This is a genomic window from Streptomyces atratus, assembly GCF_040655115.1.
GTDB classification, from domain to species: Bacteria; Actinomycetota; Actinomycetes; order Streptomycetales; family Streptomycetaceae; genus Streptomyces; species Streptomyces atratus_D.
Genome location: NZ_JBFAJH010000025.1, coordinates 1 through 15,331, shown reverse-complemented (window position 1 = coordinate 15,331; position 15,331 = coordinate 1). Strand labels below are relative to the sequence as shown.

The window sequence follows — 15,331 nt, the reverse complement described above, 5'->3', positions numbered from 1 at the left end:
GCTCTCGGACCGGTGTAAAACCTTCCATGTCCGGGCGTGCGCGGCTTCTCCGGGGGTGATTTTAGTGCTGCGGACATCAGTGCCGCAGGTCACAGAACTCCCAAAGGGCGAGATACTTGGCCCGGCAGCCGACAGCGACCGATAAACTGACCCCGGACCGTGCCGGGCGCAGCTCCCGGCCGTCCGCCAATGATCAGCCAGCAGCCGCTGCAACCCCAGGGAGCGATGTGTCCCGCCGTCTCTTCACCTCGGAATCCGTTACCGAGGGTCACCCCGACAAGATCGCTGACCAGATCAGCGACACCATTCTCGACGCCCTCCTGCACGAGGACCCGACTTCGCGCGTCGCCGTCGAGACCTTGATCACCACCGGTCTGGTGCACGTCGCGGGTGAGGTCACGACCAAGGCCTACGCCGACATTCCGACTCTCGTGCGCAACAAGATCCTGGAGATCGGCTACGACTCCTCGAAGAAGGGCTTCGACGGCGCCTCCTGTGGCGTCTCGGTGTCCATCGGCGCGCAGTCGCCCGACATCGCCCAGGGCGTCGACACCGCCTACGAGAAGCGGGTCGAGGGTGCCTCCCGCAGGGATGAGGAGGACGAGCTCGACAAGCAGGGCGCGGGCGACCAGGGCCTGATGTTCGGCTACGCCTGCGACGAGACGCCCGAACTCATGCCGCTCCCGATCTACATCGCGCACCGGCTCTCCCGTCGGCTGTCCGAGGTCCGCAAGAACGGGACCATCCCGTACCTGCGCCCCGACGGCAAGACCCAGGTCACCATCGAGTACGACGGCGACAAGGCTGTCCGCCTCGACACCGTCGTCGTCTCCTCGCAGCACGCCAGCGACATCGACCTGGACTCGCTGCTCGCCCCCGACATCCGCGAGTTCGTCGTCGAGCACGTCCTCTCGCAGCTGATCGAGGACGGCATCAAGCTGGACACCGACGGCTACCGGCTGCTGGTCAACCCGACCGGCCGCTTCGAGATCGGCGGCCCGATGGGCGACGCCGGACTGACCGGCCGCAAGATCATCATCGACACGTACGGCGGCATGGCCCGTCACGGCGGTGGCGCCTTCTCGGGCAAGGACCCGTCGAAGGTGGACCGGTCGGCGGCGTACGCGATGCGCTGGGTCGCCAAGAACGTCGTCGCGGCCGGCCTCGCGGCCCGTTGCGAGGTGCAGGTCGCGTACGCGATCGGCAAGGCCGAGCCGGTGGGCCTGTTCGTCGAGACGTTCGGCACCGCCGCGGTCGAGACCGAGAAGATCGAGCACGCCATCGGCGAGGTCTTCGACCTCCGCCCGGCGGCGATCATCCGTGACCTCAACCTGTTGCGTCCGATCTACGCCCAGACCGCGGCGTACGGTCACTTCGGCCGCGAGCTCCCCGACTTCACCTGGGAGCGCACCGACCGCGTGGAAGCACTGCGCAAGGCGGCCGGGCTGTAGGCCTGCCGCACTCGCTCCGTACGCCGGGGCCCGGATGCCGCACGCGGTGTCCGGGCCCCGATGCGTGCGGCCGGGGCGTTCCGTCCGGGGCCGCTGTCAGTGGCATCTGGTAGGAAGTTGACTGTGAGCAGCGACAACAAGCAGTCCGCGGAGTCCGACGGCGGGGCGCCGGAGCAGCTTGCGCTCATTCGGGAGACCGTGCGGCAGGCGAAGGTGCCGCGGGCCAAACCGCGAACCTGGCGGGGCGCCGCGCTCGCCAAGGAACTGCCCGTCGCCCGGGTCCTGGTCAACAAGGGCGTGCTCCATCTCGACCAGTACTTCGACTACGCCGTGCCGGAGGAGCTCGACGCCGAGGCACAGCCCGGGGTGCGGGTGCGGGTGCGGTTCGGTGCGGGGGGGCGCAATGTCCGCGGTGGGCGCCGCGAGGGCGGCGGCCTCATCGACGGGTTCCTCATCGAGCGCCGTGCCGAGTCGGACTACCCGGGGGCGCTGGCCGCGCTGGCCTACGTCGTGTCGCCCGAGCCGGTGCTCGGGCCCGAACTGCTCGCCCTGTCCCGTGCGGTGGCCGACCGGTACGCGGGCAGCCTCGCCGATGTGCTGCAGCTCGCCGTGCCGCCCAGGAACGGACGGGCCGAGTCCAGGCCCTCACCCGAGCCCCTGCCACCGCCCCCGGCGCCGTCGGCCGGGAGCTGGGAGCGGTACGAGCAGGGAGCCGCGTTCCTGCGGTCACTCGCCGAGGGCGGTGCCCCCCGGGCCGTATGGACCGCGCTGCCCGGGCCGCACTGGCCCCAGGAGATCGCCAGGGCCGTGGCCGCCACCCTCGCCTCGGGCCGGGGCGCGCTCGTCGTCGTACCGGACGGGCGCACGGCCGGGCGGGTGGACTCCGCGCTCACCGAACTGCTCGGGGCGGGCCGCCACGCCCTGCTGACCGCCGACTCCGGGCCCGAGAAGCGGTACCGGGAGTGGCTCGCCGTGCGGCGCGGATCGGTGCGTGCGGTGGTCGGGACACGGGCCGCGATGTTCGCCCCGGTCGCGGACCTGGGCCTGGTCGCCGTCTGGGACGACGGGGACTCGAGCCACAGCGACGACAACGCCCCCTTCCCCCATGTCCGGGAGGTCCTGGAGCTGCGGGCCGCGCACGGCCGGTGCGCGTTCCTGCTCGGCGGGACGAGCTGCACCGTGGAGGCCGCCCAGCTGGTGGAGACCGGCTGGGCGTTGCCGCTGCGTGCGGACCGGGAGCAGCTGCGGATCGCGGCGCCGCTGGTGCGCACCGTCGGTGACGGCGAGCTGGCCCGGGACGGGGCGGCCAGGGCGGCGCGGCTACCCAGTCTCGCCTGGCAGACCGTACGGGACGGGCTGCGCCGCGGACCGGTGCTGGTCCAGGTGCCGCGCCGCGGATATGCGCCGCGGCTGGCCTGCGAGCGCTGTCGTGAACCTGCCCGGTGCCGCCACTGCGCCGGGCCGTTGGAGGCGCCGGACCAGCGGGATCTCAATTGTGCGTGGTGCGGGCGGGCGGAGACCGCCTGGCACTGCGTGGCCTGCGGCTCCCAGCGGCTGCGGGCCCAGATCGTCGGCGCCCGCCGGACGGCCGAGGAGCTCGGCAGGGCCTTCCCCGCCGTGCCGGTGCGGACGTCCGGCCGCGACCACGTCCTGGACTCCGTGCCGGACGCGCCCGCGCTGGTGGTGAGCACCCCGGGTGCCGAACCCGTCGCCGAGGGCGGATACGCGGCCGCGCTGCTGCTGGACGGTTGGGCGATGGTCGGCCGCCCCGATCTGCGGGCCGGTGAGGAGGCGCTGCGCCGCTGGACGGCCGCGGCCTCGCTGGTACGGGGACAGCCGGAGGGCGGCACGGTGGTGATCGTCGCCGAACCGACACTGCGGCCGGTTCAGGCTCTGGTGCGCTGGGACCCGGTCGGCCATGCCCGTCGCGAGCTGGCGGAACGCGCCGAGCTGGGTTTCCCGCCGGTGTCCCGGATGGCGTCGGTGACCGGCCTGCCGGAGGCGCTCGCGGCGTTCCTTGCCGCCGCCGAACTGCCGCCGGAGGCGGAGGTGCTCGGCCCGGTCCCGGTTCCGGGTACCGAACCCGGCAGGCCCAGAAGACCGTGGGACGCGCCGCTGGGGGAGAGCTGGGAGCGGGCGCTGCTCAGGGTTCCGCCGGGCAGCGGTACCGCGCTGGCCGCCGCGCTGAAGACGGCGCAGGCCGCGCGGACGGCCCGGGGCAGCGGTGATCCGGTCCGGATCAGGATCGATCCCCCGGACATCGGCTGACCCGGCCCGCCGTCGACCCCGGTGCCCGGTGGACGGCGCATATACGACTGCCCCGCCGTGCGCCAGGCACGGTGGGGCAGAGGGGGACTCGGTCAGCCGTTGCGCGGGCCGGGGAAGACGCCGGGGCGCAGCTCCTCGCGCAGGGGCGGCCGGCCCGCGGAGAGCTGCGGGGGCATGGAGCGGGCGGCGGGTACGGCGGGCAGCGCCGGAGCCGTGCCGGACCCGGGCGTCACGGGCAGCGGACGCGGCACGGCGGTCTCGGTTGCCACCTCGGTGGTTCCCGGCTGCGGGGTGTTCCGGCGGGCGCCGTAGCGCCGGTGGACCGCCTGCTTGGTGACCCCGAGCGCGGAGCCCACCGCATCCCAGGAGAAGCCCAGCGAGCGGTCGAAGTCCACTGCCGCCGTCACCAGGGTCTCGACGCTGTCGCGGAGTTCCTGGGCCAGCCTGACGGTGGGGGCCGGGGCCCTGCCGTAGACGACGAAGCCCGTGGACGGGCCGGAGCGGCGCGGACGGTAGACGTTGCCCAGTTGGGCCGTGAGCGTGCGCAGTGCGTCCACCTGCCGCCGGACCCGCTCGATGTCCCGCACCAACAGATGCAGGCTGGCCCGCGCTTGGGCGTCGTGGGTTGCGTGGTCGGCCATGAAGAAGCCTCTCGAACCGGCGTTGAAAGGGGCCGGGCCGCACCGTGGCGGCCCGCTTCGGTCAATCTCTCTTGACCAACGCGTGACCCGGCGATGTGGTCACGCTCCAGAGGCGTATGCGTAGATGCGCGGGGCGCACGGCCGTGAGTACGCCCCCGGCGGGGCGGTGTTCCCGCACCGGCGTAGTACGCTCTGGCTCTGCCCCTGGGCAGCGGTCAGGGCTTGGCCGTCACGAGGCTCTGGTGAGCCACGTGAGAAGCCGCCCCGTTCGTGGGGCGGAGGAGTCACAGACTGGTGCGCTGCTCAACTCAACCCCCGTACCAGCTTGAGAGGCCATGGGATGAAGCTCGTCTTCGCAGGCACCCCCGAGGTTGCCGTACCCGCCTTGGACGCCTTGATCGCCTCCGGCCGCCACGAGGTGGCCGCTGTCGTCACCCGCCCCGACGCACCTTCGGGGCGGGGGCGCCGCTTGGTCGCCAGCCCCGTCGCCGAGCGCGCCGAGGAGGCCGGGATCGAGGTGCTCAAGCCCGCCAGCCCGCGCGACGAGGACTTCCTCACGCGGCTGCGGGAGATCGCCCCGGACTGCTGTCCGGTCGTCGCGTACGGGGCGCTGCTGCCCAAGATCGCCCTCGACGTACCCGCCCGCGGCTGGGTCAACCTGCACTTCTCGCTGCTGCCCGCCTGGCGCGGCGCCGCCCCCGTCCAGCACGCGGTGCTGGCCGGCGACGAGGTCACCGGCGCCTCGACCTTCCTGATCGAGGAAGGGCTCGACTCGGGCCCGGTGTACGGCGTCCTCACCGAGGAGGTGCGGCCCACGGACACCAGCGGTGATCTGCTGACCCGGCTCGCCTTCGCCGGTGCCGGCCTGCTCGCCGCGACCATGGACGGCATCGAGGACGGCACGCTGCACGCCGTGCCGCAGCCCGTGGACGGCGTCACTCTCGCACCGAAGATCACCGTCGAGGACGCCCAGGTGCAATGGTCCGCACCGGCGCTGAGGGTCGACCGGGTGGTGCGTGGCTGCACCCCCGCCCCCGGGGCATGGACGGTCTTCCGCGGGGAACGCCTCAAGCTGATCCAGGCCGCGCCGGTCCTGGACCGCGCGGATCTGGCGCCCGGTGAGCTGTCCGCGTCCAAGAACCATGTGTACGTCGGCACCGGATCGCATGCCGTCGAGCTCCTCTGGGTCCAGCCGCAGGGCAAGAAGCCGATGCGGGCCGCGGACTGGGCGCGCGGGGTGCGGATCGTTCCGGGGGAGCTGGTGGGGATCTAGGGCCGGCGAGGCGCGGTGCCGGGGCGCGCGGGCCCGGCACGATCCGAACGAGGGGCCGCCCTAGGAGTACGTGGGGGTACGACAGAGACCGGGGCGTCCGGTGGCCGCGCTGTCCTTCATTGCAGGACGGGTCCCGCCTGCTGCCCGGCAGCCGGGTTCTCCCGGCGGTGCTGAGCGGTCGCGTTGCCGGGGACGAGGCCACCGTTCACGGCCCGTGTCCAGAGCCTGTGGTGCCACTCATTGGCGTCGGGAGCGGACTCGGCGGTCAGCACCGGGTTCGGTCCGGTCTCGACGAGGTGCAGCAGCGACCAGGCGACGCCGTAGCAGTCGTCGGGCTCGAAGCAGGCCAGCAGCGCCTTCGCCTCCTGTGCCGCAACCGGTCGGGAGATGGCCACCAGCTGCCTGTCCCGCCTGTCGATCTCCTCCTCGCTCGCGTCCCAGTCGGGCAGTGGGCCATCGGTGACGAACGCATGCACCTCGGGTCCCGTCCACCCATGATCGGTTGCCGCCGCTGCCCCGGACAAGGCGTCCCGGCAGCTCACCCAGCCACTGTCCCGGTACGGAGGGATTACGCTGGGAGGATTCGCCCCTCACCATCAGCGGAGCACCTTTCACGTGAACGACCAGCAGCGTCGCCGTCCCGCCAAGCCGCATCGCCGGCCCCAGAAGGACCCGGTCCGGTTCCTCGCCTTCGAGGCGCTCAGGGCCGTCGACGAACGCGACGCGTACGCCAACCTCGTCCTGCCCCCGCTGCTGAAGAAGGCACGAGCCAAGGGCGACTTCGACGCCAGGGACGCGGCGCTGGCGACGGAACTGGTCTACGGGACGCTGCGCCGCCAGGGCACCTACGACGCGATCGTCGCGGCCTGCATCGACCGGCCGCTGCGCGAGGTCGACCCGCCGGTTCTCGACGTGCTCGACATGGGCGTGCATCAGCTGCTCGGCACCCGTATCCCCACCCACGCCGCTGTCTCCGCCAGCGTGGAGCTGGCCCGGGTGGTGCTCGGCGAGGGACGCGCCAAGTTCGTCAACGCCGTGCTGCGAAAGGTCGCCGCGGACGACCTCGACGGCTGGGTGGCGCGCGTCGCCCCGTCGTACGACGAGGACGCCGAGGACCACCTCGCGGTCGTGCACTCGCATCCGCGCTGGATCGTCTCCGCGCTCTGGGACGCGCTGGGCGGCGGCCGCGCCGGGATCGAGGATCTCCTCGAAGCCGACAACGAGCGGCCCGAGGTCACCCTCGTCGCCCGTCCCGGCCGCTCCACCACCGAGGAGCTGCTCACGGCCCTCGGCGACGAGAACGGCCTCCCCGGCCGCTGGTCGCCCTATGCCGTACGGATGGCGGAGGGCGGCGAGCCCGGCGCCCTGGGCGCCGTGCAGGAGGGCCGCGCAGGGGTCCAGGACGAGGGCAGCCAGCTGGTGGCCGCCGCCCTCGCCAACGCGCCGGTGGAGGGCGGCGACAGCCGCTGGCTCGACGGGTGCGCGGGACCGGGCGGCAAGGCCGCCCTGCTCGCCGCCCTCGCCGCCGAACGCGGAGCCGCGCTGCTGGCCGCCGAGAAGCAGCCGCACCGGGCCCGTCTCGTGGAGCGGGCGCTGGCCGGCAACCCCGGCCCCTACCAGGTGATCACCGCCGACGGCACCCGCCCGCCGTGGCAGCCCGGCGTCTTCGACCGGGTCCTGATGGACGTGCCGTGCTCCGGCCTCGGCGCGCTGCGCCGCCGTCCGGAGTCCCGCTGGCGCCGCCGCGCGGAGGACCTGGAGAACTTCGCGCCGCTGCAACGCGGTCTGCTGCGGGAGGCGTTGAAGGCGGTGCGGGTCGGCGGCGTCGTCGGTTACGCGACCTGCTCGCCGCATCTCGCGGAGACCCGGGTGGTGGTCGAGGACGTACTCAAGGGACGGGGCGGTGAGCCGGTCGAGGCGGAGTGGGTGGACGCGCGTCCGCTGATGCCGGGTGTGCCCGCGCTGGGCGACGGACCCGACGTCCAGCTGTGGCCGCATCTGCACGGCACGGACGCGATGTACCTCGCGCTGCTGCGTCGCACGGCCTGACGGCGCCCTTCCGGGCCCTCGGTGCGGGCCGAATCGCCGGGATTGCGCGAACTGTAATGATCCCGTGAGGCTTTGGGGCGCACCGGGGCAGGGAAGTGCCGTGGAACGTGGCAGGCTTGGCACATGGCCCAGATCAACCCGAGCATCCTGTCCGCCGACTTCGCCCGTCTCGCCGAGGAGGCGACGGCCGTCGAAGGCGCCGACTGGCTCCACGTCGACGTGATGGACAACCACTTCGTGCCCAACCTGACCCTCGGCGTGCCGATCGTGGAATCGCTCAGCCGGGCCACGGACACGCCGCTGGACTGCCATCTGATGATCGAGGACCCGGACCGCTGGGCGCCGCAGTACGTCGAGGCGGGTGCCGGTTCGGTCACCTTCCACGTGGAGGCCGCGGCAGCGCCCGTACGGCTGGCGCGGGAGATCCGGGCCAAGGGCGCCCGCGCCTCGATGGCGCTCAAGCCGGCGACGCCCATCGAGCCGTACGAGGACCTGCTCCCCGAGCTCGACATGCTGCTGATCATGACGGTGGAGCCGGGCTTCGGCGGCCAGGCCTTCCTGGACATCATGCTGCCGAAGATCCGCCGCACCCGTGAGCTGATCTCCAAGCACGGTCTGGAGCTGTGGCTGCAGGTCGACGGTGGTGTCTCCGATTCCACCATCGAGCGGTGTGCCGAGGCCGGTGCGGACGTCTTCGTCGCCGGCTCGGCGGTGTACGGGGCCAATGACCCGGCCGAGGCGGTACGCGCCCTGCGTACCAAGGCGGACGGGACCATCGCTTCGGCGGCCTGGGCGTGCAACCACTGAAGCCGACGGGGATGTCGGCAGTGATGGCGGCACCGCCTCCGGCCCCCGATTGCCGGTCGGCTCGGCCACGTGCAGATGAACGCGGTCCGACGGACCGATCAAGGATCGCCGTATCTGACAGGATGAACGGCGTATCGAGCGTGTGAACAGCAGTGAGGAGATCGCGGTGTCTGCAATGTCGGCGGGACGGTCCGCCCTGCGGATGGGGCCCGCGGAGCTGGTGCAGGCGGCGGCCATGGCCCGCCGCTTCTACCTCGAGGGGAAGTCGAAGATCCAGATCGCCGAGGAGTTCGGCGTCAGCCGCTTCAAGGTGGCCCGGGTCCTGGAGACAGCCCTTGAGCGTGACCTCGTACGGATCGAGATCCGGGTCCCCGCAGAACTGGACGCGGAGCGCTCCGACGCGCTGCGGGCCCGCTACGGGCTGCGGCACGCGGTCGTCGTCGAGTCTCCGGCGGAGGAGGAGGACGACGCCCCGGACCCGGAGAACCTGGGCGAGGTCGCGGCCGACCTCCTTGGCGAACTGGTGAACGAGGGCGATGTGCTGGGCCTGGCCTGGGGCCGGTCCACCATTCACATGGCCGCGGCCCTCGACCGGCTGCCGCCGTGCACGGTCGTGCAGCTGACCGGGGTGTACGACGCGGGAACGGCAGAGCGCGGTTCGGTCGAGGCGGTCCGCCGGGCCGCCCAGGTGTCCGGCGGCGAGGCCCACCCGATCTATGCGCCGATGCTGCTGCCCGACCCGGCCACGGCCGCGGCGCTGCGCCATCAGACCGGCATCGCCCGTGCCTTCGAGTACTTCGACAAGGTGACGGTCGCCGCGGTCTCCATCGGCTCCTGGGAGCCGGGTATCTCCACCGTCCACGACATGCTCACGGACGAGGAGCGGGCGCACTACGCGTCGCTGGGCGTCGCGGCCGAGATGTCCGCCCACCTCTTCGACACGGAGGGGCGTCGGGTCGGCCGCGACCTGGGAGAGCGGTGCATCACGGTCGAGGCGGACCGGCTGCGCCGGATCCCCGAGGTGGTGGCGATCGCGGGCGGCCAGCGCAAGGCGGCGGCGATCGGGGCGGTCCTGCGGTCCGGGCTGGTCACCAGCCTGGTGACGGATACGGCCGCTGCCGACTATCTGCTGACGGAGTCGGCGGCGCCGCAGCGGCCCGCCCTGGAGCGCGCCGACCCGGACGGCGATTAGGGGGTCTCCGGCACGCACCTCTGCGGCGTTGTCGTGAGGACGAACGGGCAGAAGGAAAGCCGGGTGCGCGTGCCGCACCCGGCTTTCCCCGTACTGTCCTTCTTCTTCTGCGTGATCCTCAGCCGACGCGTCCCTCGGCGCCGCAGGCGGCGGGTTCCGGTCCGATGCCCAGGACTGTCGCCTCCAGGTACTGCTCCGGCTGCTTGTACTGGCTGACGTCGGCCGGGTTGTAGCGGGGTGTCTGACGTGACCAGTCCAGATTCCCGCGCATCCAGCTCCGCATCCCGTCCAGGTACGGGAGGAGCATCCCGGACAGCTGGGGGTAGGCCGTGAGCAAGTCGGCCTCGGCCGCGAGGAAGCGGTCGGTCTCGGTGGCGATCGCCGCGCAGACGTGTTCGAGCGCCTTCTGCTTTCCGTAACCGCGGTGGTGCCGGACCAGATGGACGAGGTTGTGGATCTCGCCGAGCACCTGTTCCTTCTCGTACGAGTACACGTCGTTGGCCCAGCACACGACGTTGCTCGAGGCTTCCGCGGCGACGATGAACCGGGGATCGTTGTGGATCGACTCGGGCGCCTCGATGCCGGCCACGATCTCTATCAGGTCCATGCAGACATATGTCGCGCCGGTGTGCCGCCGCTTGGCGATGTAGGTCTCCTCGGACGGCACGACACCGTTCGCCCGGTTCCCCGTCTCCCAGGTGGTGGCCGTGGTGAGGTAGGTGACCAGGTGCCAGGCGAAGCGGCGGAGCCAGTGTGCCGCCGCGTTCGGCGTCGTACGTTCCCACAGGTCGGCCAGGGCGACCACGGCGGCCGGGAGGTCCTCGTCCGGCAGCGGGTCGGCAGCGTTGCCCTCGACCACGCTGCGCATCAGGGCGACCACGTCCCGCACCCGCTCCGGGCTGCGGCCGAGATGCCCGTCGTCGAGCTGGTCGTCGACGAGGAACAGCCATGCGAGCCAGTCGGCGACGAGGTCGAGACTGTGCTCATCCGCGGTCGGGTACACCATGCCGACGAAGGAGCCGAAGTCGGCTTGCTCGAAGCGCTCCCTGGCTGAATCGCGGTGCACCAGACCGGTGTTGCGCGTCCAGTTGCCGAGGTGATCACGGGTGTGCGCGACGTGCGGATTCGTCCGCTGGGGGAACGGGCAGTAGATGTCCGGCAGTTCGTTCTCCACGGGCGGGTCTGGATCCTCTCCGGTCGTACACGTGGCGGAAGTTGGGGACTTTCCGCCTGTTCCTCGGGGCGTGGTCGTGACCCGCGGGACCTGCGCGTTTGAAGCTACCCGACCCCTTGTCACCAGGTCCAGGGAAGATGATCGCGAATGGTTCGCATGTCCTGCGGGTAGAATCCCCGGGCAAGGCAGGTTTCACTTGCCCGGGGCTCCCGTACTCGCTCCTTGGGGGAACGTACGAACGCGGGGGTCATTTGCTGTGCCTTCGTGGCAGCGACCTGCGCCGTTTCGCGTGAAAATATGAGTGTTATGCGTTTTCTTGAGCCCGGCACCGGTCGTTATGCACAGTCCCCCGCGGTCCCGTACGACCTCACGTACGACGATGTCTTCATGGTTCCGGGCCGCTCAGCGGTCGGTTCCCGCCAGGGGGTCGACCTCTCCTCGCCGGACGGATCCGGCACCACCATCCCGCTCGTCGTCGCCAACATGACGGCGATCGCCGGGCGCCGGATGGCCGAAACGATCGCCCGTCGCGGCGGTCTGGTCGTCATCCCGCAGGACATCCCGATCGACGTCGTCACCGACGTCATCTCCTGGGTGAAGACGCGCCACCTCGTGCTCGACACGCCGATCGTGCTGGCCCCGGGGCAGACGGTCGCCGACGCCCTGTCCCTGCTGCCGAAGCGCGCGCACGGCGCGGGCGTCGTCGTCGACGAGGAACAGCGGCCCGTCGGCGTCGTCACCGACCACGACCTGACCGGTGTCGACCGCTTCACCCAGCTCTCCGAGGTCATGTCCAAGGACCTCGTGCTGCTCGACGCGGAGATCGACCCGCGCGACGCGTTCCACACGCTCGACGGCGCGCACCGCAAGCTCGCCCCCGCGGTCGACGCGGACGGCCGGCTCGTCGGCATCCTCACCCGCAAGGCGGCGCTCCGCGCCACGCTCTACACCCCGGCCACCGACGCCGACGGCAGGCTGCGGATCGCCGCCGCCGTCGGGATCAACGGCGATGTCGCGGGCAAGGCCAAGCAGCTCCTCGACGCGGGCGTCGACACCCTCGTCGTCGACACCGCGCACGGCCACCAGGAGTCCATGATCAGCGCGGTCCGCGCGGTCCGGGCGCTCGACCCGCAGGTGCCGATCGTCGCGGGCAACGTCGTCGCCGCCGAGGGCGTGCGCGACCTCATCGAGGCCGGCGCGGACATCATCAAGGTCGGGGTCGGCCCCGGCGCCATGTGCACCACGCGGATGATGACCGGTGTCGGGCGGCCGCAGTTCTCCGCGGTGCTGGAGTGCGCCGCCGAGGCGAAGAAGCACGGCAAGCACGTCTGGGCGGACGGCGGCGTCCGCCACCCCCGCGATGTTGCCATGGCGCTCGCCGCGGGCGCGTCCAATGTGATGATCGGCTCCTGGTTCGCCGGTACGTACGAGTCGCCCGGGGACCTCCAGCAGTCCGCCGACGGCCGGTACTACAAGGAGTCCTTCGGTATGGCGTCCGCGCGCGCCGTGAAGAACCGTACGTCGGACGAGTCCGCGTACGACCGGGCCCGCAAGGCGCTCTTCGAAGAGGGCATCTCCACCTCGCGGATGTTCCTGGACCCGGTCCGTCCCGGCGTCGAGGACCTGATCGACTCGATCATCGCGGGCGTCCGCTCCTCCTGCACGTACGCCGGTGCGGCGTCCTTGGAGGAGTTCGCCGAGAAGGCGGTCGTCGGTGTGCAGAGCGCCGCCGGTTACGCCGAGGGCAAGCCGCTGCACGCCAGCTGGAGCTAGGGTCTTCCGCTTGGATCGGGCCGACCCGCAGGGTCGTTCACGAGGACTGCGCCCGGGCCGCCGTTGCGGCCCGGGCGCAGTCCTTCGTTGCCAGGGGTAGGTACGGGGTGAGGGCATCTGCGACCGCCGCCGCCAGCAGGGCGTGGCCGCTGTCGTCCGGGTGGAGGCCGTCCACCAGGTGTTCAGGGCCCAGGACATCCCGTCCCGGCAGCACCGACAGCCGGGCGTCCCCCGCCCGGACGAGGCTCGCGACGGCCCCCTCCAGCGCCGTCCGCAGCTCGGACAGCGTCGCTCCGAGGGCGTTCGGGGTGTCCTCCGCGTCCGGGCGCACGAGCGGGGAGACCAGCAGGATCGGCGTTTCCGGGTGGCCCGCGCGCACCAGGGCGACGAAGGCGCGCACCGTCTCGTACAGCAGAGGCGCCGAGAACGGTACCGACGACCAGCAGTTCGTACCGAAGGCCAGGGTCAGCAGATCGGCCGGGAGCCCGGCGATCTGTTCGGCGACGCACAACTCCCCGCGCGCCGAACCCGCGTACCCCAGGTTGACCGGGTCGAGGGCCAGCGCGCGGCCCGCCACCGCGGGCCAGGCGTGGGCGGGGCGCGTCGACCACCAGCCCTCGGTGATCGAGTCCCCGTGGACCACCCACCGCGGCCGCACCGGGGCGGGCAGCAGCGCCCCGCCCACCGCTCGCAGCCCCAGGATCGCCGGACCCGGCGTCTCCGGGGGATAAACGGTGAACACGCCTTCCCCCGGCGGGAGTCCGATCACGGTGACGGCCTCCTCGGCGGGCCCGGCGAGGACCTCCGCCACACACTGCCCGCCCTGCCACAGTGCGAAGAGCCCGGCCCGGCCGTCCGCCGCGCCCCGGGCCGCGGCGCGGTAGCGGATCTCCACCGCACGCGCTCCCGGTGCCAGGAACTCCAGCCGGACCCCGGTCGGCAGCAGTGCCCGCTCCGCGGTGTCCCACGGCAGCCGCGCCAGATCGGCCGGGTCGGCCCGGACCGGACGCACGCCGTCCCGCCAGGCGACACCTCGCAGGAAAGGGTCGGGGTCGAGCCAGGTCATCGGAGCTCCATTCGCCGGGTACGCACCCCACCCCTACCCCGTTGCACCGTGCCGACGTCCGTACGGCCCCGCCCACCACCACGTGTTCTACTTCGGTTGCGGCAGCGTGCTGCCGACGCCCCGACCGGCCATCGCAGAGAAGTGATCCACCTGAAGTGCGACTGAACGATCTCGACGAACGCATCGTCCACGCCCTTGCCGAGGACGCCCGCCGCTCCTACGCCGACATCGGCGCGATCATCGGCCTGTCCGCGCCCGCGGTGAAACGCCGGGTCGACCGGTTGCGGGCGGAGGGGGCCATCACGGGATTCACCGTGCGGGTGGACCCGGCGGCGCTCGGCTGGGAGACCGAGGGTTTCATCGAGATCTACTGCAGCCGCAACACCTCACCGGAGGCGATCAAGAGCGGTCTGGCGCGCTACCCCGAGATCGCGTCGGCCTCCACGGTCACCGGGGAGGCCGACGCGATCGTCCAGGTATTCGCCGCCGACATGCGCCACTTCGAGCAGGTGCTGGAGCGGATCGCGGGCGAGCCCTATGTGGAGCGAACCAAGTCCGTGCTGGTGCTGTCGCCGCTGCTGCGGCGGTACTCCTCGGGGACGCCGGGCTGATCCTGCGGGCGGGCTTCAGCTCTTCCGCTCGTACTCCAGGCGCCAGGGCAGCACCGTGAAGTCGCCGGTGCCCGTCTCGACCTTCTCGAACGGGGCCGAGGACATGCACGGGGACAGGTGATCCTCCGCCTCCTGGTTCACCCAGCTGTACCCCAGCCGGTCGTGGCTGCCCAGGTCATGGACCGACATGCCGACCCGCTTGCCCTTGGACCGGCCGGCAATTGGGGAGCGGCGTCACGGGGCTGGGGCACGTACCTCGCGGCGTTGTGGTCAATCGCCATGTTCCCCGAGCTCTCGGCTTCGCTCGAGCAGGGGAGGCCCCATTCGCCATGGCTCGATCCTCCGCCTTGCGATGCACGCACGCCGGCCCCGCTCCTTCACCCACGCCCCCAATTGCCGGTCGGTCATGATGCCGATGTCGGTCGCCGTGACGACGCCGGTGACCACGGCCACCTTGCCGCCGGTCACCAGGCAGTCCACCGAGCCCTCGGCCCAGCCGGACGTGCCGTTCGGGAAGACATGGTGGAAGCGGAAGGTGCTGTACGCCTTCCCCGGGTCCATGGTGTCCTTCGCGGCGAGGTGGGCGTCGAAGGTGAAGGTGATGTCGTCCCCGGCCGGGCGGTACAGCTTCGCCGTGCCGGTCAGGGCGGCCGCTTCCCGTTGCCCCCTCGCGGATCCGGGGGCCCAGTCGCCGAGCGCCGCCGCCGAGCCGGCCGCGCCCGCGGTGATCAGCAGCGCAGTGGCGATCGCGGCGAGCCGGGTGCGGGTGTGCGCGACGCGAGTCATGACGGGCCTTCCGCAGGGCGGAGCGGGAGTGGGCTCGGACGGCTCCCGCCCTTCCGGCGGGACCGCCGCCGCACATCGCGCCGGGGGCCCCGTCCGCTCTCCGCCGCGCGGCGGGAACCCTCTCCGACCCGAGACCGATATCACCCCTCTGACGCGTAAATAGCAGCAGGTCAGGGCGGGTGGGGGCAGGGCTGGGTGCCCGGTGGCCGTTGAGGGCTGCCGGGTGTCTTGGTCTGCCGG

At 72.1% G+C, this 15,331-nt stretch carries 14 protein-coding genes; 8 read left to right on the top strand and 6 right to left on the bottom strand.

Annotated features, from left to right (window positions below; genetic code table 11):
* Positions 1-227 precede the first annotated feature (227 nt).
* On the top strand, positions 228-1,451 hold the full coding sequence (gene metK / locus AB0I23_RS24420) for a methionine adenosyltransferase (RefSeq protein ID WP_359112222.1): 1,224 nt from the start codon (positions 228-230) through the stop codon (positions 1,449-1,451).
* A gap of 123 nt (positions 1,452-1,574) precedes the next feature.
* A complete protein-coding gene (locus tag AB0I23_RS24415) occupies positions 1,575-3,719 on the top strand; it encodes a primosomal protein N' (protein ID WP_359112221.1) in 2,145 nt (714 codons plus the stop codon).
* A gap of 92 nt (positions 3,720-3,811) precedes the next feature.
* Here the strand turns inward: AB0I23_RS24415 and AB0I23_RS24410 are convergent, their stop codons facing one another.
* Positions 3,812-4,360, bottom strand: coding sequence for a hypothetical protein (locus tag AB0I23_RS24410; RefSeq protein ID WP_359112219.1), 549 nt, complete (start codon positions 4,358-4,360; stop codon positions 3,812-3,814).
* 340 nt (positions 4,361-4,700) lie between these two features.
* Here AB0I23_RS24410 and fmt point away from each other — a divergent pair, with 340 nt between their 5' ends.
* Positions 4,701-5,633 carry a methionyl-tRNA formyltransferase gene (gene fmt, locus AB0I23_RS24405; protein WP_359112217.1) on the top strand — a complete coding sequence of 311 codons (933 nt, stop codon included), beginning with the start codon at positions 4,701-4,703 and terminating at the stop codon, positions 5,631-5,633.
* A 116-nt stretch (positions 5,634-5,749) separates the two neighbouring features.
* Here fmt and AB0I23_RS24400 read toward each other — a convergent pair whose 3' ends face one another.
* On the bottom strand, positions 5,750-6,175 hold the full coding sequence (locus AB0I23_RS24400) for a hypothetical protein (protein ID WP_359112215.1): 426 nt from the start codon (positions 6,173-6,175) through the stop codon (positions 5,750-5,752).
* A gap of 73 nt (positions 6,176-6,248) precedes the next feature.
* Here AB0I23_RS24400 and AB0I23_RS24395 point away from each other — a divergent pair, with 73 nt between their 5' ends.
* From AB0I23_RS24395 to AB0I23_RS24385, 3 genes are all read left to right on the top strand, one after another.
* Complete coding sequence (locus tag AB0I23_RS24395; protein WP_359112213.1) at positions 6,249-7,682, top strand: RsmB/NOP family class I SAM-dependent RNA methyltransferase; 1,434 nt, start codon at positions 6,249-6,251, stop codon at positions 7,680-7,682.
* Between the two features lie 123 nt (positions 7,683-7,805).
* A complete protein-coding gene (gene rpe / locus AB0I23_RS24390) occupies positions 7,806-8,489 on the top strand; it encodes a ribulose-phosphate 3-epimerase (protein WP_359112211.1) in 684 nt (227 codons plus the stop codon).
* A 175-nt stretch (positions 8,490-8,664) separates the two neighbouring features.
* On the top strand, positions 8,665-9,681 hold the full coding sequence (locus tag AB0I23_RS24385) for a sugar-binding transcriptional regulator (RefSeq protein WP_037695464.1): 1,017 nt from the start codon (positions 8,665-8,667) through the stop codon (positions 9,679-9,681).
* Positions 9,682-9,799: 118 nt separating this feature from the next.
* On the opposite strand, the gene AB0I23_RS24380 is transcribed toward AB0I23_RS24385, so the two are convergent.
* Positions 9,800-10,855, bottom strand: a complete 1,056-nt coding sequence (locus tag AB0I23_RS24380; protein ID WP_359112209.1) for a terpene synthase family protein — start codon at positions 10,853-10,855, stop codon at positions 9,800-9,802.
* Between the two features lie 306 nt (positions 10,856-11,161).
* On the opposite strand from AB0I23_RS24380, the gene AB0I23_RS24375 reads away from it, so the two are divergent.
* Positions 11,162-12,628 (top strand): GuaB1 family IMP dehydrogenase-related protein, encoded by a 1,467-nt coding sequence (locus AB0I23_RS24375; RefSeq protein ID WP_359112208.1) that lies wholly within the window; start codon positions 11,162-11,164, stop codon positions 12,626-12,628.
* Positions 12,629-12,665: 37 nt separating this feature from the next.
* Here the strand turns inward: AB0I23_RS24375 and AB0I23_RS24370 are convergent, their stop codons facing one another.
* Positions 12,666-13,694, bottom strand: coding sequence for a GDSL-type esterase/lipase family protein (locus AB0I23_RS24370; protein WP_359112206.1), 1,029 nt, complete (start codon positions 13,692-13,694; stop codon positions 12,666-12,668).
* A gap of 155 nt (positions 13,695-13,849) precedes the next feature.
* Here AB0I23_RS24370 and AB0I23_RS24365 point away from each other — a divergent pair, with 155 nt between their 5' ends.
* The gene (locus AB0I23_RS24365) at positions 13,850-14,305 is read left to right on the top strand and encodes an Lrp/AsnC family transcriptional regulator (protein WP_266987999.1); all 456 of its coding nucleotides are present in this window, start codon (positions 13,850-13,852) and stop codon (positions 14,303-14,305) included.
* Positions 14,306-14,320: 15 nt separating this feature from the next.
* Here AB0I23_RS24365 and AB0I23_RS24360 read toward each other — a convergent pair whose 3' ends face one another.
* Together AB0I23_RS24360 and AB0I23_RS24355 are read right to left on the bottom strand one after the other, a co-directional pair.
* A complete protein-coding gene (locus AB0I23_RS24360) occupies positions 14,321-14,494 on the bottom strand; it encodes a hypothetical protein (protein ID WP_359112204.1) in 174 nt (57 codons plus the stop codon).
* Positions 14,495-14,575: 81 nt separating this feature from the next.
* A complete protein-coding gene (locus AB0I23_RS24355) occupies positions 14,576-15,091 on the bottom strand; it encodes a Repetin (protein ID WP_359112202.1) in 516 nt (171 codons plus the stop codon).
* Positions 15,092-15,331: the final 240 nt, after the last annotated feature.

What these genes read in the sequence shown, in the direction of transcription:
- AB0I23_RS24375 (WP_359112208.1), top strand. Translation starts at nt 11,162, where the DNA reads ATGCGTTTTCTTGAGCCCGGCACCGGTCGTTATGCACAGTCCCCCGCG.
- AB0I23_RS24385 (WP_037695464.1), top strand. Translation starts at nt 8,665, where the DNA reads ATGTCGGCGGGACGGTCCGCCCTGCGGATGGGGCCCGCGGAGCTGGTG.
- AB0I23_RS24355 (WP_359112202.1), bottom strand. Translation starts at nt 15,091, where the DNA reads ATGACTCGCGTCGCGCACACCCGCACCCGGCTCGCCGCGATCGCCACT.
- rpe (WP_359112211.1), top strand. Translation starts at nt 7,806, where the DNA reads ATGGCCCAGATCAACCCGAGCATCCTGTCCGCCGACTTCGCCCGTCTC.
- AB0I23_RS24370 (WP_359112206.1), bottom strand. Translation starts at nt 13,694, where the DNA reads ATGACCTGGCTCGACCCCGACCCTTTCCTGCGAGGTGTCGCCTGGCGG.
- AB0I23_RS24410 (WP_359112219.1), bottom strand. Translation starts at nt 4,360, where the DNA reads ATGGCCGACCACGCAACCCACGACGCCCAAGCGCGGGCCAGCCTGCAT.
- fmt (WP_359112217.1), top strand. Translation starts at nt 4,701, where the DNA reads ATGAAGCTCGTCTTCGCAGGCACCCCCGAGGTTGCCGTACCCGCCTTG.
- AB0I23_RS24360 (WP_359112204.1), bottom strand. Translation starts at nt 14,494, where the DNA reads ATGTCGGTCCATGACCTGGGCAGCCACGACCGGCTGGGGTACAGCTGG.